Consider the following 20,639-nt stretch of genomic DNA (forward strand, 5'->3'; position numbering starts at 1 on the left):
CTGCGGGTAGCGTCGGTGGCGTGCGTGCGGAAGCGGGGAGGGGCGCCATGCTCACGGTCGTGGGATTTCGGCTGGGGAACGGCAGTCGGCAGGTGACGGCGGTGGTGACGGAGTCCGGCCGGCTCCACCGGGCCCACGGTCCCTACGGCGCCCTCGGCCGGGCCTCCCGGCCGGACACACCGGCCCGCGAGAACCCCGTCCACCGGCACGTGGCGCATCTGCGGGGCCTGCGCTCCCGGTACATGGCGAAGGGCTACGCGGACGAGCTGATCCCGGGGGCATGCGTCCAGCTCGCACTGGAGGAGGCGACGCCGGAGCCCCCGCCCGGCAGGGCGCACGTCGAGCCCTCCTGGCCGCTGCTGTTCCGGGCGTTCGACGACGCCGCGCCCGCCGCGTCGCGCGGCACCCTCGAGGACGCCATCAACGGCTTCTACACCACGATCGGCGCGCCGTTCCTGCCCCGGCGGCCCGACCGGCCTGCTCCCCCGGGCCGGCCCGCGGCCGGGCTCCCGCGCCGGGTGGCCGCGTTGTGGCGTGCGCTGGCCGACGGGGCGGCCGTCAGCTCCCCGCCCCGCCTGGCGGTGGGCTACACGGTCACCGCCGACGACGTACGCCTCCATGTGGGCCGTGCCGGGGAGAGCCTGCCGCGCCAGGACGTCGTCGAGCTCCACGCGGCGCTCAGCGCGTGGCTGCACCTCAACGCCGCGAAGTGACGACGGGCGGCGAGGTCCGCTCCGAACGGGCAGCACCGGAAGGGACCACCCGACGAGAACGGTGAAAACGCAATTCCCATACCGTCGCTTGCCTGACGTGGTGGCGTGCGGGATACCCCCCTCATGACGGAGCCGCCGGAGTTCAGCCGCCGCAGCGTACTCGCCGGTATGGGCAGTGCCCCTCGCTCTGGGCACTCGCACGTCCGGCCATGGCCCGCCCCCGCCGGCGGACCCGGCGAGCCGTTCCCCGCTGCCCGCGCTGCACGCGCCCGGGGTGAAGGTGGGCCTCGGTCACGGCGGCGGCACCAACGACACGTCCGACATGTGCAACGTCATGAAGGCGGCCGTGGGCCTTCAGTGGGCGCTGCACCGGGACCCCGGGGCGTATCCGTCGATCCCCGCCGTGCTGCGCATGGCGCCCCTCGGCGGTGTCGAGTGCCTCGGGATGGCGGACCACGTCGGCCCCCTCTCCCCCCGGGAAGTGCGCGGACGTCCTCGTGCTGGATCCGGGCACGCTGAACCTCGCACCCCGCTACGACTGGGTGGTGCAGATCGTGCTGAACGGGCAGCCGCCGAACGTCAGTCACGTCTTCGTGGGCGGCCGGACGCGCAAGGCCAACGGTGTACTGGTGGGCGTGGACACGGACGACGTGGTGCGCGAGGCGGAACGCGCCGCCGCCCGCATCCGCGACACCGTGTGAAACACAACGGGCCTGCGAGGTCCGCACTGGTGACCGGTCCCAACCGCGCGTCGGCGTCGATGGACACGGCCGCCGTCCGTCCGCTCGTACCAGGAGAACCGTCGCCGGCCGCGTCCCCGCACGTGGCCTCACCGGCCGGTACGGGGTCTCCCGTCACGCACCGGCCTCCGGTCCCGAAACCGCCCGGAAGGGGCACGGCCGCCCGGTGACTTCGTCCCGGACGTCGGCACCGCGGCACACCGGATCGTGAGAACACAACGGCCGTGGCGCACACAACAGTTGCATGCGCGACGACCCCGGTGCGGCCGCTGGTCGCCACGTCGGTTCTGAATGCGGCGGTCACCGCTTGTTTGCTTGACACAACACCGCAGCCGTACTCTTCAGCACAGTTTCGTTCCTTCACAAACGCCACGATCCGTAGGAGGACACGTGCCCCTTCCCACCACCGCAGCCGGCAACATCGAGGCCACCACCGCCCTGCTGAGGGAAGAGCTCCCCCAACTCGAGGAGCAGCAGCAGGCGCTGGAGAAGGATCTGGCCGCCGTCACCGAGCGACTCGGTTCGGTCCGCAGCGCGTTGACCGCGCTGGAGGCGCTGTCCGCCGGCGCGGTTCCGGCGCCGCGCGCCGAGGCACGGGAAGGAGCCACCGGGGACGCGCCGTCCACCACGGCACCCGAGCCCGCGCCCGAGGAAGCCCCGGTGGCCACCGAAGCGCCGGCGGCGGAGGCCCCGGAGCAGGAACCCGCACCGGAGCCGGCACCGGAATCCGCACCGGAACAGCAGTCCGAGCAGGAGCCGGAGCAGAAGCGGGAAGCCGAGCCGAAGCCGGTCACCACGAAGGACGTTCCGGCTCAGCGCACGGCCCGTACCACTGCCGACCGGAAGACGACCGCCAGGAAGTCCGCCAAGTCGGCTGCGACCAAGTCCGCCGGCAAGCCCGCCGCCGCCAAGCCCGCAACCGCCAAGGCCCGTCCGGCGACGGCGAAGAAGGCCGCAACGGTCAAGAAGACCGCCACCGCCCCCGCCAAGGCCACGAAGGCCGCCAAGCCCACCGCCACCAAGGCCAAGAAGCCCGCGGACAAGGCAGCCCCGGCCGCAGCCACCGCCACCGACGGGCTGACCGAACAGGTCGCCGCCGTCCTCGCCCGCCACGGCGACACGCCCCTTCGCGCCCGGGACGTCGCCAAGGAGCTCGGCCGCGACGACAGCGCCGGTGCCATCAACACCGTGCGCAGCACCCTCGACCGGCTCGTCGCCACCTCCCGCGCCCGGCGCGCCGGCCGCGGCCTCTACCAGGCGCCCGCCAACTGAGCCTCGCCATCCGAACGTGCGGCCCGTCCCGGTGGCCCGACGCCACCGGGACGCCCGCATGACGGCAGCCGGCCGGTCCGTTCCCTCGGGCCGCGCCGGGCGGGCGCCCCGGCACCGGCACGAGAGCGGTCAGCCCGTCGCCGGGACGAGACCGTCGGCGACCAGCCCGGCGAGCACCGCCTCGCCGAGGGCGTGCACGGCGGACTTGGGACGGACCATCACGGTGAACTCCTTGATGCGGCCCGTCCCGTCGAAGTGGAGCAGGTCGATGCCGTGGATCTGCTTGCCGCCGACGGTGGCACGGAAGAGCAGGACCACCGACGGAGCCTCCTCGCCGTCCCCGGCGGTCTCGGCGGCCCCCTCGCAGCGCCCGATGTAGCGGAAGTCGTCGAAGGTGCGCATCAGGACGCCGAAGAGGCCCAGCACCATCGGCCTGCCCTCGAAGGGTGTGAACGTGACCGGGCTGTAGAGCCGGATGTCCTCGGTGAACAGGCCGTCCAGTGCGGCGACATCACGCTTCTCCACCGCGGCGCGGAAGTGTTCCACGGTCTTCTCCACAGGCCCTCCATAGACAAGAATCTGACTAGTCACTTTTTTGAGTATCATGCAGGCGTCAAGGGCTGAGGGGAAGAGGCAGCAGCAGGAAGGGGGCCGCTTCGATGGCTTTGCGGCATGCCGTGCTGGCGGCGCTGCTGGACGGGGAGTACAGCGGGTACCAGCTGGCGAAGGCGTTCGACATCGGCGTCGCCAACTTCTGGCACGCCCTGCCCCAGCAGCTGTACGCCGAGCTGACCAGACTGGAGAAGGACGGCCTCGTCGCGGGCAGACAGGTGGTCCAGGAGTCACGGCCCAACAAGCGGCTGTTCCGGGTCACCGAGGCCGGCCGGGCCGAGCTGGAGGCGTTCGCCGCCGCCGCGTCGAAGCCCTCGTTCATCCGCGACGATCTGCTCGTCAAGGTCCAGGCCGCCGACCGTGTCGGCACGGCTCCGGTGATCGAGCAGCTGGAGGAGCGGGCGTCCGCGGCCGGGGCCAAGGTCGAGCTGCTGAGCGCGCTGCTGCGCCAGATGCGCGGTGACATGGACGAGGAGGACTTCCTGCTCCGGGGCGAGCGGATCGGACCGTACCTCACGTGTCTGCGCGGTCTGGCCTTCGAGCGCGAGCACCGCGACTGGTGCCTGAGGATCGCGTCCGTCCTGCGGGAGAGGCGGAGGACCACTCATGGCGAGCGGTGAACACCTGCGTTACGTCGCCCTGGGCGACAGCATGACCGAGGGCGTCGGCGACGGGGACGACACGGTGGGGCTCCGGGGCTGGGCCGACCGGCTGGCCGAGCACCTCGCAGCGGTGAACCCCGACGTCCGGTACGCCAATCTGGCCGTACGGGGGCGTCTCGCCGGCCAGGTCCGCGCCGAGCAGCTGGCCCCGGCCCTGGCCCTCCGCCCGGACCTGGTCACGGTCGTCGCGGGCCTCAACGACCTGCTGAGGCCCCGGTTCGACGCGGCGGAGGTGGCCGGGCACCTGGAGGAGATGTTCGCCGCGCTCACGGGCGCGGGGGCCCACGTGGTGACCCTGACCTTCCCGGACGTGGGGCGCATCGCCCCGCTCGCCCGGCCGCTCGGGTCCCGCGTGGCCGGCCTCAACGCCCGTATCCGCGCCGCTGCCGACCGCCACGGCGTCACGGTCGCCGACACCGGCGGGCAGGCCGTCTCCACCGACCCGCGCCTGTGGACCGACGACCGCCTCCACGCGGGCCCCCTGGGCCACGAGCGCATCGCCGCCGCGGTCGCCCGCGCCATCCGGCTGCCCGGCAGCGACGACACGTGGACGCACCTGCTCCCCCCACAGGCCCCGCCCCCGGCCTGGCGCGCCGCGGGCGCCGAACTGCGCTGGGCCGCCGCGTTCCTCGGCCCCTGGATCGGGCGCCGGATCCGCGGCCGGTCCTCGGGCGACGGCCGCTGTGCGAAGCGACCCGGACTGCTGCCCGTGCGGACCTCTCCGCGCTGACGCGCGGGCCGGGGGACGGCGCCGCCACCGGCCCGATCGCGGGGGCGCCGCACGAGTGCGGGTGTGAGCGGGGACGGCCCGATCGCGTACGCTCGCCGAATGGCGAAGTATTTCGACGTGCACCCGGACAACCCCCAGCGGCGCACGATCAGCACGGTGGTCGACATCATCCGCTCCGGCGCGCTGGTCGCGTACCCGACGGACTCCTGTTTCGCCCTGGGCTGCCAGCTCGGCAACCGGGACGGCCTCGGCCGGATCAGGTCGATCCGCAACCTCGACGACCGTCACCACTTCACGCTCGTGTGCGAGAACTTCGCCCAGTTGGGTCAGTTCGTGCACGTGGACAACGACGTGTTCCGCGCCGTCAAGGCGGCGACGCCCGGCAGCTACACCTTCATCCTCCCCGCGACCAGGGAGGTGCCGCGTCAGCTGTTGCACCCCAAGAAGAAGACGGTGGGGGTCCGGATCCCGGACCACGGGGTCACCCAGGCGCTGCTCGCGGAACTCGGCGAGCCGCTGCTCTCCAGCACGCTGCTCCTGCCGGACGAGGAGGAGCCGCTGACGCAGGGGTGGGAGATCAAGGAGCGCCTCGACCACCTGGTGGACGCGGTGGTCGACTCGGGCGACTGCGGTACCGAGCCGACCACGGTCATCGACTTCTCGGGCGGCGAGCCCGAGATCGTACGCCGGGGGGCGGGCGACACGGCGCGGTTCGAGTAGCCGCCGCCCGCCGCGGGGCGGCTCAGCCCGCCGGCAGCAGCCCCAGCACCGGGGCCACCGGCTGGATCAGCTGGCGGGCCTCACCGAGGCGCTGCAACCCGTCGAGCCCGCCGAACTGCTCCGTCACCGTGGGCACCTTGGAGCGGTGCTCGGCGGGGACGGCGATGGAGGCGAGGTCGTCGACCCGGTCGAGGACGGAGGGCCCCTGGGGCCCCGGAGCGGGCACGATCACCGCTCCGGCGGTGGGGGCCGACAGGACGGAGGCGCCGGCGGCCAGGGCGAGTGCGGCGACAATACGCTGAGACTTGGTCATAGCCAGACCAACGCCGCAATCAGCCATCAGTCACGGCTCGTCCGGGAGCGGCCGGGTATCGCCGCGCGGATGGCGGACTGCCCCGGCGGGCTACCGCGCCGCCGTGAACAGGGCCGTCCAGAGGAACGGTTCGCCGAAGCACGCGGACCCGGGCGGTTCGTCGCGCATGCGGCGCAGTTCCACCTCGGCCAGGTCCGAGAAGATCCGGCGCAGCGACCCGGGCGTGTAGGCGAGTCCACCGTGGAGCCCGGACCGGCGGTAGAAGGCGGCGTCGGGTTCCTCCGATCCCATCTCCCCGGCGGCGAAGCATGTGAGGGCGAAGTGCCCCCGGGGGGCGAGGGCGTCGCCGAGGAGCGCGAGGTGGCTGACGCGGCGGTGCGGTGGCAGGTGGTGGAAACAGCCCGAGTCGTAGATCAGGTCGTACGTTCCGGTCAGTTCGGTCCCCGCGAGGCGAAGGCGTCCCCGCAGTGGAAGCGGACGGAGACCCCGGCCTCGCGGGCGCGTTCCTCGGCCCAGCCGATCGCCACGGGCGAGAGGTCGACGGCGTCCACCTCCCAGCCCAGCGAGGCCAGGTACCGGGCGTTGCGGCCCGGCCCGCAGCCCAGGTCGAGCGCCCGGCCCGGTCCCATCAAGCCCCGGTCCAGGTACGAGACGAGGTTCTCGTCCGGCTTGTCCACGAAGAACGGGACCGGCTTGGAGCGGTCGGCGTAGAAGCCGTCCCACCAGGCGGCGCCCTGGGTCGTCCAGCGGTCGGCCTCCGGTGCGAACATGCCGTCCAGGAGCTTCAGTACGTCGTCAACGGTGCGTATGGTGCGGTCCACCCGGTCCCCTTGGCTCATGGCGAAACGGTAGGGCGGGGCGGCGCGAAAGCCCAGTTCGCGCCGGGTGCGCCAGGGCTTCTGACAGGCCCGTGGGCCCTTCGCGCGGGGCCGGTGAGGGCCCCGGCCAGGGGGTGCGAGCAACTGGTGTCCAGCCCCTCACGGAAGGCCCGCACGGGCTGTTCACGAGCGCCGCCGGAGCGGTTTTCCGGCCGGTCCGGCAGGTCGGGGCCGTACGCCGGGTCCGGTACCGGCCCTCGGAGCCGGCGGAAGGACGGCAGAAGGACGACGGCCGCTCGGACGCCGGGCCGATGGGGGGCCGGGGTCGGGAGTCGGGAGCCGGCAGTCGGTCGCGGAGCCGGCGGGATCCGAACTCGCGGAAGGGCGCTGGGCAGGTCCGCCGCAGACCCCTCAGTCGCCGTGAGGGGGACCCCCCGCACGGCGATCGCCATGGGCCGCTCCGCCACGGCTTCGCGACCTGCGGGGCCACACGCGGCCCCGGTCGGGACGGCGTAGGGGACCGGCGCCCGGACAGGGCGATCGTTCTTCCCGGGCCGGCGGGGGCATCGCCGGACAAGGACGTACCGAGCGGGGGTCAGTCGCGGACGCGGGCCATCAGGAGGGCGACGTCGTCGTGGTTGCCGCCGTGCCGCAGTTCGCGCAGCAGGCGGTCGCAGGTGTCCTCCAGGGACGGCTCGGGCGTGCGGAGGAGGTCGAGCAGCCGGTCCAGGCGGGTGTCGATGTCCTGGTCGCGGGTCTCGACCAGGCCGTCGGTGTAGAGCACCAGCCGGTCGCCCGGGGCGAGTGCGGTGGTGACGTCGCGGAAGGGGACTCCACCGACGCCCAGTGGCGCGCCGGTGGGCAGGTCGAGCAGCCGGGGACCGGCACCGGCGCGGAGGAGCACGGGCGGCGGGTGCCCGGCGGTGCAGAAGCGGCACTCGGCGCGATGGGGGTCGTAGACGGCGTAGACGCAGGTGGCGAGGGAGGGTTCCAGGCCGGCGGTGATCTCGTCGAGGTGCCGGAGCACTTCGGCGGGTTCGAGGGAGAGCCGGGACAGGGTCTGGGTCGCGGTGCGCAGACGGCCCATCGTGGTGGCGGCGTTGATGCCGCTGCCCATCACGTCGCCGACCACGAGCGCGGTGCGGCCGTGGTCCATGGGGATGATGTCGAACCAGTCGCCGCCCACCTCGCTGCCGGACCCGGCCGGCTGGTAGCGGGAAGCCACTTCGAGTCCCACGAGGTGGCGGGGCGTCTCGGGCAGCAGGCTGCGCTGGAGGGTCAGGGCGGTCTCCCGCTGCCGGCGGAACAGGCGGGCGTTGTCGATGCACACCGCCGCCCGGGCGGCCAGCTCGCTGGCGAGCAGGGCGTCGTCCTCCGTGAACGGGAACGGGTTGCGGGCGCGTTTGAGGTCGAGCGCGCCCAGCACCTCGCCCCGGGCGATCAGCGGGACGGCGAGGTAGGAGTGGACGCCGGCCCGGGCCAGGAGTTCCGCCGCCTGGTGGTCCCGGGCGATGCAGGACAGGGCCTCGTCGTCGACCTCGGCCACCATCACCGGCCGGGCGGTGCGTACGCAGCGGGTGACGAGCCGGTCGGCGCCGTAGTGGGCGGGTTCGCCCGGCACGTCGGCCGCCTGGACCGCGACGGTCGGGTAGGCGGCGGCCACCGCCAGGGCCCGGATGACGGCCGGTCCGTCGGCGGACACGCGGCCGGGACGGCCCTCCAGCACGGTGTCCAGGATGTCGACGGCGGCGACGTCGGCGAGTTCGGGTACCGCGACGTCGGCCAGTTCGCGGGCGGTCTGTTCGAGGTCGAGCGTGGTGCCGATGCGGACCGAGGCGTCGGCGACCAGCGCCAGGCGGTCGCGCGCCCGCTCGGCCTCGGTGGCCGCGCGGTGGCGGTCGGTCACGTCGATCACCGAGATCGCCAGCCCCAGCACCCGGCCCGCCACGTCCTCCAGCCGGTACAGCGACACCGACCAGGCGTGATCGTGGTCGGGGTCGGCCGGGGTACGGCCCACCATCTGGCGGTCGAGCAGGGGGACGCCGTCGGCCAGGACGCTCCGCATCGCCTCCTCGGCCGCTTCGGCGTCGACGAACGGGAGGACCTCCGCGATCCGCCGGCCCTTGTGCTGGTCGGCGCTCAGGCCGTCGATCCGCTCCAGGGCGGCGTTGGCCCCGACGTACCGGAGATCGGTGCCCACGACGGCCAGACCGATCGGGGACTGGTCCACCAGCCGGACCGACAGGGCCAGGTCGCGTTCCACCCGGCGCAGCGTCGCCTGGTCGGTGGCGAGGCCCAGGGCGTAGTAGTCGCCCCGGTCGTCCAGCAGCCGCATGTTGCGGAACTCCAGCACCCGGGTGGTGCCGTCCTTGCACCGTACGGGGAACTCCCCCGACCACGCGTCACCGCTGCTCATCACGCGGTCGAACAGGTGCAGGACCCGGGTGAAGTGCTCCTCGGCGACCATCAGCTGGGCGGCGTACCGGCCCAGCGCCTCGTCGGCCGTGTAGCCCAGCAGGGCCTCGGCCTGCGGGCTCCACAGGACGATGCGCCCCTCGGCGTCCAGCACCACGGCCGCCACCCCGAGGACGTCGAGCAGTCCCTCGGCCGACGACGGCTCCGCCACCCCCGCGTCCGACCCCGGCCCGCCCGGCGTGCCACGGTCGGCCGGGGTGCCCTCTGCGCCGCCCATGACCGCTCCTCTCCGTATCGCCACCGTGCCTCCATACCGGCGCGGGCGCACGCCGGTGTGGACCGAACGGCCGCCAGGCCGGGTACCACCGGCTCCGCCGGCCGAACACCGCCGGCGGCGACGCACGGCCCCGGGCACCGGCACCACCTCGGCGCCGGAGTGCGGGCGGGCGCGAGCGGGACCACCATGGAGGTGGGAGCGAGGGGCGGGTGCGACCGGCCCCGTCTCCCGTACGCGGCCGCGAGCCTTCTCCACCTCGCCGGGGGGCACGGAGCCTCACCATGACCATGCACAGAGTCGGCCGTGACATCACCGTCCTCGCGGACTCCATCGAGGTGCCCGGCATCGGTTTCCTGCCCGTCAACGCCTTCGTCCTGCACGCCGAGCAGCCCGTCGTCGTGGACACCGGTCTGGGTCTGCCCGACCGGGACTTCATGGAGGCGGTCGGCTCGGCGGTCGACCCCGCCGATGTGCGGTGGATCTGGCTGACGCACCCCGACCGGGATCACACGGGCGGCCTGTTCGCCCTGTTGGAGGCGGCTCCGCGGGCGCGGGTCGTCACCACGTTCATCGGCGCGGGGATCATGTCCACCGAGCGGCCGCTGCCCCTGGATCGGGTGTTCCTGCTGAACCCCGGGCAGTCCCTGGACGTCGGGGACCGCACGCTGTCCGCGTTCCGGCCGCCGCTCTTCGACAATCCGGCGACGGTGGGCTTCTACGACGACAGGACGCGCGCCTGCTTCAGCTCGGACTGCTTCGGGGCGCCGATGCCGAGCGCGGACCTGGCCGAGGGTGACGACGCGGGCGCGCTCGTTCCCGAGCAGTTGAGAGCCGCGCAGTTGTTGTGGGCCACCGTCGACAGCCCGTGGGTGCACGCCGTGGACGTCGACAAGTTCCTCGCCACGGTGCGGCCGCTGCGGGAGATGGACCCCGAGACCGTTCTCGGAACGCACCTGCCGCCGGCCACCGGACTGGTGCCCCGGATGGTCGACACGATCAGCGGGGCGCCCGGATCGGACCCGTTCGTCGGGCCGGACCAGGCGGCTCTGGAGCGCATGCTGGCGGGCTTCGAGCCCGGCGGAGCGGCGCCCGGGCCCGTACGCGCGCCGGAGGAGGCGCCCGCCGAGGCGCCCGCGCCGGGCGCGCCGACCTGAGCCGGGGCCGGGCGTCACGGCCGCCCCGGAAGGGGGCGGCCGTGACGCGGTGAGTTCACCGGGGGAACACCCTTCGTAGGGGAGCCGGTCACTGGAGCCGACCAAGATCGGCACCGGTTTGCCATGCTCCCGACAGCAAGGGGTTCCCTCTCGTGTTCAGGCACCATCCCGTCCGGTCGGCCGCCCTCGTCCTCGGTACGGCATTGGCGGCGCTCGCCGGGGCCGTCCCGGCCGGCGCGCACCCGTCCGTCGGCGCCCTCCCCGCGCTGCCCGGCGTCGCGCCCCGCGCGGAGACCGCCACGCTGTACGACGACGAGGCGGGCGGCAACGCCAACGCCGACGACCCGGCGATCTGGCGCGACGCCGCCCGGCCGGACCGCAGCCTCGTGATCGCCACCGCCAAGGAGGGCGGCCTGCGCGTCTACGACCTCGACGCCCGCCAGGTGCAGGCGATCCCCGCTCCCCCGGCCGCCGGACCGGACGACGCCCCGGGCCGCTTCAACAACGTCGACCTCCTCCACGGCCTGCGCCTGCCGTCCGGCCGCGCCGACGTCACCGTGACGACCGATCGCGGCCACGACCGCCTGCGGATCCACCGCATCGCACCGGGCCGCGCCGGCGGGCCGCTCGTCGACATCACGGACCCCGCCGCGCCGCCGGTCTTCTCGGCGAACCAGGACGAGATCAACGACCAGCAGACCGCCTACGGGCTCGCCACCTGGACCGATGCCGCGTCCGGCCGCACCTACGCCCTGGTCAGCCGCCGCAACCGCACCACCGTGGCCCTGCTGGAGCTCACCCCCACCGCCACCGGAACGGTCACCTACCGCAAGGTCCGCAGCCTGGACCTGCCCTCCACCTTCCGCCTCCCCGACGGCACATCCTGGACGCCCTGCGGCGAGCCGGGCGAGCTGCCGCAGGTCGAGGGCATGGTCGTCGACCCGGCCAACGGCATGCTGTACGCCGGACAGGAAGACGTCGGCATCTGGCGCGTCCGCGCCGACCTGACCGGCGCCGCGCCGAAGCTCCTCGACCGCGTCCGCGAGTACGGCGTGCCGGGCGTGTACGACGAGGAGACCGAGGAGTGCGCCGCCGGCGCGGACCCGGGCTACGGCGGCGCCCGCCTCGCGGCCGACGTCGAGGGCCTGACCCTGGTCACGGAGGAGGACGGCGACGGTTACCTCCTCGCCTCCAGTCAGGGCGACGACACCTTCGCTCTGTACGACCGCGAGCTGGAGGACGCCAACGAGTACGAGGGCGGGTTCCGTGTCACCGCCTCGGCCGACGGGTCGGTCGACGGGTCGGAGGAGTGCGACGGCGCCGCCGCCCTCAACGCCCCGCTCGGCGCCAAGTACCCGCACGGCCTGCTGGTCGTCCAGGACGGTCACGACACACCGGTGGACGGCGACCGCGAGGCCACGAACTTCGCGTTCGTCGACCTGGGTGAGGTCCTGGACCGCGTCGACGACTGAGCTGACTCCGTGCGGGTGGCATGACTGCTCCTGACAGCGCAGGCCCCGGAGGCGGAGCGGTTGCCCGCTCGCCCCGGGGTCTACAGCTCTTCGGGAAGAGTCCGTCCGTTGCGAGGAGCTTGCTGTGCGATACAGGAGAGCGGGACGGCCGGCGTCACCCGCGGCCGTGGCGGTCACCGCCACGACGGTGCTGGTGGCGCTGGCGGCGGTCCCGCACGCGACTGCGGGGACGGCGCGGCCCGGCGCCCCCGTGCCGGGCACGGTGGTCGCCGAGTGGATGGGCACCGTCACGGGGACGGTGGACCCGGCGGGCAGGCTGACCACCCCGGAGGAGATGGTGTGGCACGCGCTGGTCTCGACGGCCATGTACAACGCGGTCGTCGGTATCGAGGGGCGGTACGAGCCCTACCGCTGGGGCGCCCGCGGCCCCCGTACGGCGTCGCCGGAGGCCGCCGCCGCGGCGGCGGCGCACCGGCTGCTGCGGCTCTCCTTCCCGGCGGCCGCGCCCCGGCTGCGGAAGGTCTACGCCGCGAGCCTGGCGCGAGTCCCGGACGGCCGGGCCGAGGACGAGGGCGTCGCGTTCGGCGAGCGGGCCGCCGACCACGTACGGGCGCTGCGCGCCGGGGACGGGCGCGGCGCGTCGGTGCCGTTCCCGGCGCGTCCCGCTCCCGGGGTCTGGCGGCCCACGCCGCCGGGCCACGAGCCGTTCGCGAGCGCGTGGCTCGCCCGGCTGCGTCCGATGCTCCTCGACGCCCCCGGCCGGTTCCGGCCGCCTCCCCCGCCGCCGCTGACCTCCGTCCGGTACGCGAGGGACCTGGCGGAGGTACGGACCTACGGCGCCAAGAAGGGGTCGGCCCGCAGCCCGTGGCAGACGGAGACCGCTCTGTACTTCGCCAATCTGGACGTGCAGAAGGCACTGGGCGACCACGCGGACCGGCACCGGTTCGACGTGGTCGACACGGCCCGGCTGTACGCGGCAGCCAACACCGCCCAACTGGACGCGGTGATCACCGCCTGGGACGCCAAGCTGCACTACGGCACCTGGCGGCCCGTCACCGCCGTCCGGGAGGCCGACCGGGACGGCAATCCCGCCACCAGGGCCGACCCCCGGTGGGAGCCGCTGCTGCCCACGCCCCCGCACCCGGACTACCTGAGCGGACACGCGACGTCCGGCGGCGCGCTGACGGGCACCCTCACCGGGCTCCTCGGCACCTCCCGCATCGACCTGTTCCTGCCGTCCCGGGGCACCGGTACGACACGGCACTACCGCCACGCGCACGAGTACGACAGGGACGTCGTGAACGCCCGCGTCTGGGCCGGCATCCACACCCGGACCGCCGACACCGTCGGCAACGCCACCGGACACCGGGTCGCGGCATGGGCCCTGGAGCGGTACTTCCGGCCGGTGCGTGGCTGACCGCCGCCCGGCCGCCCGGCCGCACCCGCGTACGGGCGGCTGCGGCATACGGGTGAACACGGCATACGTCCGCCGCCGGGCGACCGTTGTGCAGTCCGACTCCCGGTCGCCACGACGATAGGAAACGGACCCATGATCAAGCAGGTTCTCGCCGCCGTCGGCATCGCCGCGGCCGTTCTCGGTGCCTCGTCCCCCGCGGCCTTCGCGGTGGGCGACCGCGAGGTGCACACGCAGAACGGCAACTTCTCGGCACAGTCGTACGGCAACACCGGCAGCCCGGAGCCGCAGAGCGCCGGACGCGCCCTGACCGACGCCGACCTCACGCCCCTGGACAGCCTGGGCCGGTAACGGCGCGTTACGCTGACGGCCGTGGTCGACCCGGGGCTGCCCCGGCCGGTGGAGATGGACGTTCATGACAGCGTGGCGGGCGCAGGTGCCGGTGGTCGCCGTGGTGGCGCTGGGCGGGGCGCTGGGCGCCTCGGCGCGCTACGGCGCGTCCCTGGTGTGGCCGACGCCCGCAGGCGGCTTCCCGTGGACCACGCTGGGCGTCAACGCCCTCGGCTGCGCGCTGATCGGCGTGTTGATGGTGGTGGTCGGCCGGGTCCGGGCGGCCCACCGGCTGGTCCGCCCGTTCCTCGGCACGGGGGTGCTCGGCGGGTTCACCACGTTCTCGACGTACGCGCTGGACGTCCGGCAGCTCGTCGAGGGCGGCCGGGTCCGGGCCGGGCTGGCGTATCTCGTCCTCACGCCGACGGCGGCGCTGGTCGCGGTGGGCACGGCGGCGTGGCTGACGCGCCGCGTACTGACACGGGGGCAGGCATGACCGCACCGGTGGGCGGCGAACCGGCACCGCGGACGACGGCCTTCGTGGGTGACAACGACGTCTGGCCTCACCGGCCGGTGCACAGCGAGATCGTGCGCCGGGCCCACGAGGCCGGGCTCGCCGGGGCGTCCGCCTGCCGCGGGTGCGAGGGCTTCGGCCGGTCGTCCCTGGTCCACAGCGCCCGGCTGCTCTCGCCGAGCGAGGACCTGCCCGTCGCGGTCGTGATCGTGGACGCCGAGGAGCGGGTGCGGGCGTTCCCGCCACGACTGGACGGGCTGCTCGGGAACGGGCTGGTGGTGCTCGACCCGTGCGAGGTGGTGCGGTACGCCGGTGGGGAGCGGCTGCGGTGAACTGGCTGTGGGTGGTCGCGGGCGCGGCGGTCGGGGCGCCGTTGCGGTACCTGACCGACCGGGCGGTGCGGGCGCGGCACGACTCCGTCTTCCCGTGGGGCACGTTCACGGTCAACGTGACGGGCTGCCTGGTGCTGGGGCTGGTGGCGGGGGCGGTCACGACGGGGGCCGCCGCGCCGGAGCTCCGGTTGCTCCTGGGTACGGGGCTGTGCGGGGCGCTCACGACGTACTCGACGTTCTCCTACGAGACGCTGCGTCTGGTGGAGGGCGGTGCGTTCCTCTACGCGGCCCTGAACGTGGCCGGCAGCGCCGGCGCCGGTCTCGGCGCGGTCTTCGCCGGTGCGGCGGCGGGGGCGCTGTGCGGTTAGGGGCGCGGGTGCGGGTGGGGAACCGGCGCACCCCGAGCCGTACCGGGTGGTGGGGAGGGTACGCCGGTTCCCGCGCCGCTTCTAGGCCGCGCTCTCGCAGGCGGCGATCTTGGACAGGAGTTGTTTGTCCAGCAGGAGCAGGGCGGTCAGTGCGTGCCGCGACGCCACCGCCAGGAGGCCGGGGTCGGCCGCGCGCCCCGCGCTCCCGTCCGGGGGATCGCGGAGCGAGTCCTCCAGTTCTGTCAGCGGCCGGTCGAACCCGCCGCACATCACGGCGGCCGTCCGCAGGGCCTGGACCAGGTCCGCGTCGAGGTCCTGGGTACCGCCGGTCTCCAGCAGCGCGGATATGAGGTGGCTGATGTGGAGCAGGCTGTGCAGTCTCCGCACGAGCTGCGGCCAGTGCTCGTGGTGGGTTTCGGGGGTGTTCCAGGCGGCCCGTGCCGCCTGGATGTCCTGGTGCAGTTCCCGTGCGATCCGTATCTCGGCCCGGCGCGGCAGTTGTGCCTTCAGGGCCCAGGAGATGCCCGCGTCCGCCGCCGCGTCGTAGGCGGCGAGCCGCAGTCGCACGAACCGGTCGGGCGGCGCGCACGCGTCGATGCCCTCGGTCAACTCGGTGTCGTCCACGGGCGGACCGTATCGGCACGGGTGGGTGACGCGCACCGGTCCGGGCCGAACCTGTTACGTGCGGTGGCTTGTTGCGGCTCCGTCGTCGCGTTGGGTGTCCGGCCGGGTACGGGTGAGAACGTTTTGGCCCATGGTTCGTGGATGTGTGGGCGGTCCCGCCGCTCACCCCGTGTGCACGGCCGGCCCGCCGACGGGAGCCCGGGCGGAACACCCGGGCGGCCGGGGCGGCGGGACCACCGACAGCTTCGCGCTGGTCACCGTCGCCCACGGCGCCACGTACACCGGCATCCCCAACGGCACCCACACCGACGCGGTGACCGGCGACACGCGGGTCGTCGGCGACGGAAGGCCCACCGTGGCGGCCCCCGGCAAGGGCAACCTGCGGTGTACGTCCCCGGCGGCACCGGCCGCATCGGCACTGCCGGTCCCTACCTGAAGTAGGGCGCCCGCACGACACCGGCGGCCCGGGCACGGGCCGCCGGGCCGTCCGCGTTGGTCCATTCCGGGGGGAAGCACACGGATGGCGGGCCGGGCGCCGGGCGGCGGGGAATGGCGCATGGAGGCACGGGCCGATCCGTGTGGAAGGACGTCGAGCGATGCCCCTGAACCCGGTGAACCGTTCCCGGCACGACACGCGGCGCAGCCGCGACCTCCAGCTCAACCCGCTCTTCAGCCGGGAGCCGGTCACGGTGCCGCGCCACGCCCTCCCCGACGAGGCGATGGATCCGGACACCGCCTACCAGTTGGTGCACGACGAGCTGATGCTCGACGGCAACGCCAGGCTCAACCTGGCCACGTTCGTCAGTACGTGGGCGGAGCCGCAGGCGCAGCGCCTGATGGCGGAATGCGCCGACAAGAACATGATCGACAAGGACGAGTACCCGCAGACGGCCGAGCTGGAGACACGCTGCGTGCACATGCTGGCCCGTCTCTGGCACGCCGAGGACCCCGACCGGGTGATGGGCTGCTCGACCACGGGGTCGAGCGAGGCGGCGATGCTGGCCGGGCTGGCGCTCAAGCGGCGCTGGCAGCACCGGCGCAGGGCGGCGGGCGAGCCGGTGGACCGGCCGAACCTGGTGATGGGGATCAACGTACAGATCTGCTGGGAGAAGTTCGCCGACTACTTCGAGGTGGAGCCCCGGTACGTCCCCATGGAGGGCGACCGGTACCACCTGACACCGGAGACCGCCGTCGAGCTGTGCGACGAGAACACCATCGGGGTCGTCACGGTGCTGGGCTCGACGTTCGACGGCAGCTACGAGCCCGTCGCGGACATCGCCGCCGCCCTGGACGCCTTGCAGGCGCGTACGGGCCTCGACGTGCCGATCCATGTGGACGGTGCCTCCGGGGCGATGATCGCCCCGTTCGTCGACCCCGGTCTGGAGTGGGACTTCCGGGTTCCGCGGGTGGCGTCGATCAACACCTCGGGGCACAAGTACGGGCTGGTCATGCCAGGGGTCGGCTGGGCGTTGTGGCGGGATGCCGACGCGCTCCCGGACGACCTGGTCTTCCACGTCAACTACCTGGGCGGCGACATGCCGACCTTCGCGCTGAACTTCTCCCGGCCCGGCGCGCAGGTGGTCGCGCAGTACTACACCTTCCTGCGGCTGGGGTTCGACGGCTACCGCCGGGTCCAGCAGACCTGCCGGGACGTCGCGACGCGGCTGGCGGCGCGCATCGCCGGACTGGGGCCGTTCGAGCTGATCACCGACGGCGGTCAGGCACCGGTCTTCGCCTTCCGGATCCGGGAGGGCGTCGGGACGTACAGCGTCTACGACGTGTCCGCGGCGCTGCGGGAGCGCGGCTGGCTGGTGCCCGCCTACACCTTTCCCGAGAACCGTGCCGACCTGGAGGTGCTGCGCATCGTCGTGCGCAACGGGTTCGGGCACGACCTGGCGGACCTGCTGCTGGAGGACCTGCGGCGCGTCCTGGCGCGGCTGGAGCGCCAGCCCGGCCCGCAGCGGGGCGCCGACGACGCGGGCGGTTTCGCCCACGGCGCCGAGACCAAGGACCCGAGGCGGCCCGGCCGCCACTGAGCACCGGCGTCGTCGGCGCCGGCGGGTCATCGAGAGAGGAGTCCCCGGATGTGCCGACTGTTCGGGCTGAGCAGCGCCCCCCGGCGTACCCATGCCACGTTCTGGCTGCTGGACGCCCCGGACAGCCTCCGGGACCAGAGCCGGCGCGACCCGGACGGCACCGGCCTCGGGTTCTTCGACGCCGACGGGACCGCGCGGGTCGACAAGGCGCCCATCGCCGCGTACCAGGACCGTGCCTTCGCCGAAGCGGCCAGGCGGGTCCGCTCCGCCACGTTCCTGGCCCATGTGCGGTTCGCGTCGACCGGTGCCCTGGAGGCCCGCAACACGCACCCCTTCCTCCAGGACGGGCGGCTGTTCGCCCACAACGGGGTCATCGAGGACCCGGAGGCGATCGACGCCGAGCTGGGCGAGGACCGGGCGCTGGTGTCCGGGGACACCGACTCGGAGCGGTTCTTCGCACTGATCACCCGGAGTGTCCGGGCCCATGGCGGCGACGTCGGCGCCGGGATCGAGGAGGCGGCCCGCTGGGTCGCCCGGCACCTGCCGCTGTACGCCCTCAACCTGATCGTGGCCACGCGCGACGAGCTGTGGGCCCTGCGCTACCCGGACACGCACCGCCTCTATGTCCTGCACCGCCCGGCCGGTGGCCACCACGGCGACCGTCATCTCGACCACAGTGGCGCGCAGGGCCGGATGCGGGTCCACTCCGCGGAGCTGGCCGGGGCCCCGGCGGTCGTCGTCGCCAGCGAGCGCATGGACGACAACCCCCACTGGCGGCTCATGGAGCCCGGTGAGCTGCTCCACGTCGGGGCGGACCTGGGCGTCACCAGCCGCATCGCCGTACCGGACCGCCCGGTGCACGAGCTGGGTCTGGCGGATCTGCGCCCCGCGGCCGCCGCTTCGCAGTCGGCCGGTTAGGACGGCGCCGACCGGAGCCCCGGCGCGGGTGCGTGCGGCCCGATGCCCGGGCGACTACGGGCGGTCGCGCCGGTGGCGGCGGTCCGGCGGGTGCTCCGGGTCGGCCTCCGGCGGCGCGGGGCGCGCCGTCAGAGGGTGGGGCCGCCCCGGCGGTGCCGGTCGTTCCGCACCGACTCCTGGCCGGTCCGGCTGGGCGTGAGGGTGTCCGCCGCTTCCTTGTCGTGCTCGTCGGGGCCCCCGTCGTCGAGCCGCAGCTCGGCTTCCTCGAACTCGTCCAGCACCTCTTCGGCGGCGGTCTCGGGCTGGTCGTCGCGCTTCTTCATGTCTCTCCTTCACCCGGATTCGCTGGTGCCTCCCGACTTCCTCGCAGCCCGGTCCCTTACACCCCTGATCACACTTCTCCACCCCTGATCACACGTCCGGCGCCGCCGGTGCGCGGGCCGGCAGGGGAAGCGTGACGAGGGATCCGGGCCGCCGCCGGAGGCGGTCACGGGTCCGCCGGGTCCTGCGGGGTGGACGATGGGCGGGATCCGGACACGGTGGACCGCTGGGCGAACGGGAGCGATCGGCGCATAAGGAAGGGCCGCCGGGGTCCTCCGGCGGCCGGCCGGGGCGCCCCGGCGGCGGCGGTGCACCGGGCCGCCACCCCGAGGGGCGCGGGCCCGTCGCCGCGGGGGCCGATTGCGGGAGCCACTGCAACGCCGGCCGCCGCGGGGGGCGTACCGCCGTCCGGTGAAGCGGACCGCCCGGGTCCGGCCGGAGCCTCCCGCCGCCACCCCCGGTTGAACGCTGAACAGCGTCGAACGAGGCGTTCGACGACCGGCCACGGTCCCCGCTCCCCCACCCGGCCCACCGGACAGCGGCCGTGCCACCGGACGAGCCGGTGAACGGCCAGCAAACGTTTCCCCGCTTTGCTCCGCGCCCCTCCGGACACCCCGCGCGGCCTCCGGTGACGCCGCCCCGCCGCACGTCCGGCGTCCCGCCTCGGACCGCGTCCGGACACCGGGCCGGACCGACGCGCGTAGCGCGGCCAAAAGGCGATCTTGCCCGCACCCCCGACCGGAGCCCAGGATTCCTACCGCGCCGATTGTCAGGCACATGGCGGTCACCCCCCGTCGTGAGCCGGCCTCCGGCGCCCTGTCGGGCCCGCCCACCCAGCGGGCCACGGATCCCCCACCGGAGGATGCAGTGAACTTCAAGCGCTTCACCCCCCTCGGCGGCATCGCGAGAGGCGCCCGGCTGACCGCCGTGGCCGCCGCTCTCCTGACCGCCTCCGCGCTTGCGGCCCCGAGCGCCGGCGCCGCGCCGCTCGACGGCGCGCGGACCACCGCCGCCCAGCTGGCCGAGGCGAGCGACGCGATCCTCGGCGCCGACATTCCGGGCACCGCCTGGTACACGGACGCGAAGAGCGGCAAGCTCGTCGTCACGGCGGACTCCACCGTGTCGGCGGCCGAGCTGGCCCGCATCAAGGAGGCCGCCGGAAGCCGCGCGGGCGCCCTTGAGATCAAGCGCACGCCCGGCACGTTCAACAAGCTCATCGCGGGCGGTCAGGCCATCTACGCGGGCGGAGGCCGCTGCTCGCTCGGCTTCAACGTCCGCAGCGGCAGCACGTACTACGCCCTGACGGCCGGTCACTGCACCAACATCGGCAGCACCTGGTACACCAACTCCGCCAACACCACCGTGCTCGGCACCCGCACGGGCTCCAGCTTCCCGAACAACGACTACGGCATCATCCGCCACTCCAACGCCTCGGCGGCGGACGGCCGCGTGTACCTGTACAACGGCAGCTACCGTGACATCACGGCCGCGGGCAACGCCTCCGTCGGCCAGTCCGTCCAGCGCAGCGGCAGCACCACCGGCCTGCGCGGCGGCACGGTCACCGGCCTGAACGCGACCGTCAACTACGGCAACGGCGACATCGTCTACGGCCTGATCCAGACCAACGTCTGCGCCGAGCCCGGCGACAGCGGCGGCGCCCTGTTCTCGGGGAGCACCGCGCTCGGCCTCACCTCCGGCGGCAGCGGCAACTGCTCCAGCGGCGGCACCACGTTCTTCCAGCCGGTCACGGAGGCGCTGAGCGCCTATGGCGTAAGCGTCTTCTAAGCACCGCGCACAGCCCGCACCTCATCGGCGGTCCGCCTCCCGGCGGACCGCCGATTCTTTGTCCTGATCGAGGGAAAAGTTCCGAAAGCCGCCGCGAAA

Annotated in this window: 21 protein-coding genes and 2 pseudogenes; 17 read left to right on the top strand and 6 right to left on the bottom strand. The window is 74.0% G+C overall.

Annotated features, from left to right (window positions below; translation table 11 throughout):
- Positions 1–47: 47 nt before the first annotated feature.
- From AC07DW_RS12120 to AC07DW_RS12130, 3 genes are all read left to right on the top strand, one after another.
- Positions 48–713 carry a hypothetical protein gene (locus AC07DW_RS12120; RefSeq protein WP_478857550.1) on the top strand — a complete coding sequence of 222 codons (666 nt, stop codon included), beginning with the start codon at positions 48–50 and terminating at the stop codon, positions 711–713.
- A 497-nt stretch (positions 714–1,210) separates the two neighbouring features.
- Positions 1,211–1,414 carry a hypothetical protein gene (locus AC07DW_RS12125; RefSeq protein ID WP_478857551.1) on the top strand — a complete coding sequence of 68 codons (204 nt, stop codon included), beginning with the start codon at positions 1,211–1,213 and terminating at the stop codon, positions 1,412–1,414.
- 480 nt (positions 1,415–1,894) lie between these two features.
- Positions 1,895–2,725 carry a hypothetical protein gene (locus AC07DW_RS12130; protein WP_478857704.1) on the top strand — a complete coding sequence of 277 codons (831 nt, stop codon included), beginning with the start codon at positions 1,895–1,897 and terminating at the stop codon, positions 2,723–2,725.
- A gap of 129 nt (positions 2,726–2,854) precedes the next feature.
- On the opposite strand, the gene AC07DW_RS12135 is transcribed toward AC07DW_RS12130, so the two are convergent.
- A complete protein-coding gene (locus AC07DW_RS12135; RefSeq protein ID WP_478857552.1) occupies positions 2,855–3,283 on the bottom strand; it encodes a nuclear transport factor 2 family protein in 429 nt (142 codons plus the stop codon).
- 101 nt (positions 3,284–3,384) lie between these two features.
- Between AC07DW_RS12135 and AC07DW_RS12140 the strand changes: the two genes are divergently transcribed.
- The 3 genes from AC07DW_RS12140 to AC07DW_RS12150 all read left to right on the top strand — a co-directional run bounded on the left by AC07DW_RS12140 (position 3,385) and on the right by AC07DW_RS12150 (position 5,449).
- Positions 3,385–3,957, top strand: a complete 573-nt coding sequence (locus AC07DW_RS12140) for a PadR family transcriptional regulator (protein WP_478857553.1) — start codon at positions 3,385–3,387, stop codon at positions 3,955–3,957.
- Positions 3,944–4,729 carry an SGNH/GDSL hydrolase family protein gene (locus AC07DW_RS12145; protein ID WP_478857554.1) on the top strand — a complete coding sequence of 262 codons (786 nt, stop codon included), beginning with the start codon at positions 3,944–3,946 and terminating at the stop codon, positions 4,727–4,729. The genes AC07DW_RS12140 and AC07DW_RS12145 overlap by 14 nt, the downstream gene beginning before the upstream one ends.
- A gap of 99 nt (positions 4,730–4,828) precedes the next feature.
- Positions 4,829–5,449: an L-threonylcarbamoyladenylate synthase gene (locus AC07DW_RS12150; RefSeq protein WP_478857555.1), complete on the top strand. Its 621-nt coding sequence runs from the start codon at positions 4,829–4,831 to the stop codon at positions 5,447–5,449.
- Between the two features lie 22 nt (positions 5,450–5,471).
- Here AC07DW_RS12150 and AC07DW_RS12155 read toward each other — a convergent pair whose 3' ends face one another.
- From AC07DW_RS12155 to AC07DW_RS12165, 3 genes and pseudogenes are all read right to left on the bottom strand, one after another.
- Positions 5,472–5,762, bottom strand: a complete 291-nt coding sequence (locus AC07DW_RS12155) for a hypothetical protein (protein WP_478857556.1) — start codon at positions 5,760–5,762, stop codon at positions 5,472–5,474.
- A gap of 90 nt (positions 5,763–5,852) precedes the next feature.
- Positions 5,853–6,583: pseudogene (locus AC07DW_RS12160) on the bottom strand (class I SAM-dependent methyltransferase).
- A 592-nt stretch (positions 6,584–7,175) separates the two neighbouring features.
- The gene (locus AC07DW_RS12165) at positions 7,176–9,272 is read right to left on the bottom strand and encodes a SpoIIE family protein phosphatase (protein WP_478857557.1); all 2,097 of its coding nucleotides are present in this window, start codon (positions 9,270–9,272) and stop codon (positions 7,176–7,178) included.
- A 281-nt stretch (positions 9,273–9,553) separates the two neighbouring features.
- On the opposite strand from AC07DW_RS12165, the gene AC07DW_RS12170 reads away from it, so the two are divergent.
- From AC07DW_RS12170 to crcB (AC07DW_RS12200), 7 genes are all read left to right on the top strand, one after another.
- Entirely contained in the window at positions 9,554–10,426 is an 873-nt protein-coding gene (locus AC07DW_RS12170; RefSeq protein WP_478857558.1) for an MBL fold metallo-hydrolase, read from the top strand.
- A 152-nt stretch (positions 10,427–10,578) separates the two neighbouring features.
- Positions 10,579–11,898, top strand: a complete 1,320-nt coding sequence (locus AC07DW_RS12175) for a phytase (RefSeq protein ID WP_478857559.1) — start codon at positions 10,579–10,581, stop codon at positions 11,896–11,898.
- A 124-nt stretch (positions 11,899–12,022) separates the two neighbouring features.
- Positions 12,023–13,315 carry a vanadium-dependent haloperoxidase gene (locus AC07DW_RS12180; RefSeq protein WP_478857560.1) on the top strand — a complete coding sequence of 431 codons (1,293 nt, stop codon included), beginning with the start codon at positions 12,023–12,025 and terminating at the stop codon, positions 13,313–13,315.
- 132 nt (positions 13,316–13,447) lie between these two features.
- Positions 13,448–13,663, top strand: coding sequence for a hypothetical protein (locus AC07DW_RS12185; RefSeq protein ID WP_478857561.1), 216 nt, complete (start codon positions 13,448–13,450; stop codon positions 13,661–13,663).
- A gap of 64 nt (positions 13,664–13,727) precedes the next feature.
- Positions 13,728–14,138 (top strand): fluoride efflux transporter CrcB, encoded by a 411-nt coding sequence (gene crcB, locus AC07DW_RS12190; RefSeq protein WP_478857562.1) that lies wholly within the window; start codon positions 13,728–13,730, stop codon positions 14,136–14,138.
- Positions 14,135–14,488 carry a DUF190 domain-containing protein gene (locus AC07DW_RS12195; protein WP_478857563.1) on the top strand — a complete coding sequence of 118 codons (354 nt, stop codon included), beginning with the start codon at positions 14,135–14,137 and terminating at the stop codon, positions 14,486–14,488. The genes crcB (AC07DW_RS12190) and AC07DW_RS12195 overlap by 4 nt, the downstream gene beginning before the upstream one ends.
- Positions 14,485–14,856 carry a fluoride efflux transporter CrcB gene (gene crcB, locus AC07DW_RS12200; RefSeq protein ID WP_478857564.1) on the top strand — a complete coding sequence of 124 codons (372 nt, stop codon included), beginning with the start codon at positions 14,485–14,487 and terminating at the stop codon, positions 14,854–14,856. The genes AC07DW_RS12195 and crcB (AC07DW_RS12200) overlap by 4 nt, the downstream gene beginning before the upstream one ends.
- Positions 14,857–14,937: 81 nt before the next feature.
- On the opposite strand, the gene AC07DW_RS12205 is transcribed toward crcB (AC07DW_RS12200), so the two are convergent.
- Positions 14,938–15,480: a hypothetical protein gene (locus tag AC07DW_RS12205; protein ID WP_478857565.1), complete on the bottom strand. Its 543-nt coding sequence runs from the start codon at positions 15,478–15,480 to the stop codon at positions 14,938–14,940.
- A gap of 229 nt (positions 15,481–15,709) precedes the next feature.
- On the opposite strand from AC07DW_RS12205, the pseudogene AC07DW_RS12210 reads away from it, so the two are divergent.
- The 3 genes and pseudogenes from AC07DW_RS12210 to AC07DW_RS12220 form a co-directional block, all read left to right on the top strand.
- Positions 15,710–15,921 (top strand): annotated as a pseudogene (locus AC07DW_RS12210) (hypothetical protein); the annotation flags it as partial.
- Between the two features lie 155 nt (positions 15,922–16,076).
- Complete coding sequence (gad, locus tag AC07DW_RS12215) at positions 16,077–17,516, top strand: glutamate decarboxylase (protein ID WP_478857566.1); 1,440 nt, start codon at positions 16,077–16,079, stop codon at positions 17,514–17,516.
- Between the two features lie 48 nt (positions 17,517–17,564).
- Positions 17,565–18,434, top strand: coding sequence for a class II glutamine amidotransferase (locus tag AC07DW_RS12220; protein WP_478857567.1), 870 nt, complete (start codon positions 17,565–17,567; stop codon positions 18,432–18,434).
- Between the two features lie 128 nt (positions 18,435–18,562).
- Here AC07DW_RS12220 and AC07DW_RS12225 read toward each other — a convergent pair whose 3' ends face one another.
- The gene (locus tag AC07DW_RS12225; protein ID WP_478857568.1) at positions 18,563–18,757 is read right to left on the bottom strand and encodes a hypothetical protein; all 195 of its coding nucleotides are present in this window, start codon (positions 18,755–18,757) and stop codon (positions 18,563–18,565) included.
- Positions 18,758–19,622: 865 nt separating this feature from the next.
- Here AC07DW_RS12225 and AC07DW_RS12230 point away from each other — a divergent pair.
- Positions 19,623–20,540, top strand: coding sequence for a S1 family peptidase (locus tag AC07DW_RS12230; RefSeq protein WP_478857569.1), 918 nt, complete (start codon positions 19,623–19,625; stop codon positions 20,538–20,540).
- Positions 20,541–20,639: the final 99 nt, after the last annotated feature.

This window comes from Streptomyces sp. NPDC045701, assembly GCF_056432045.1.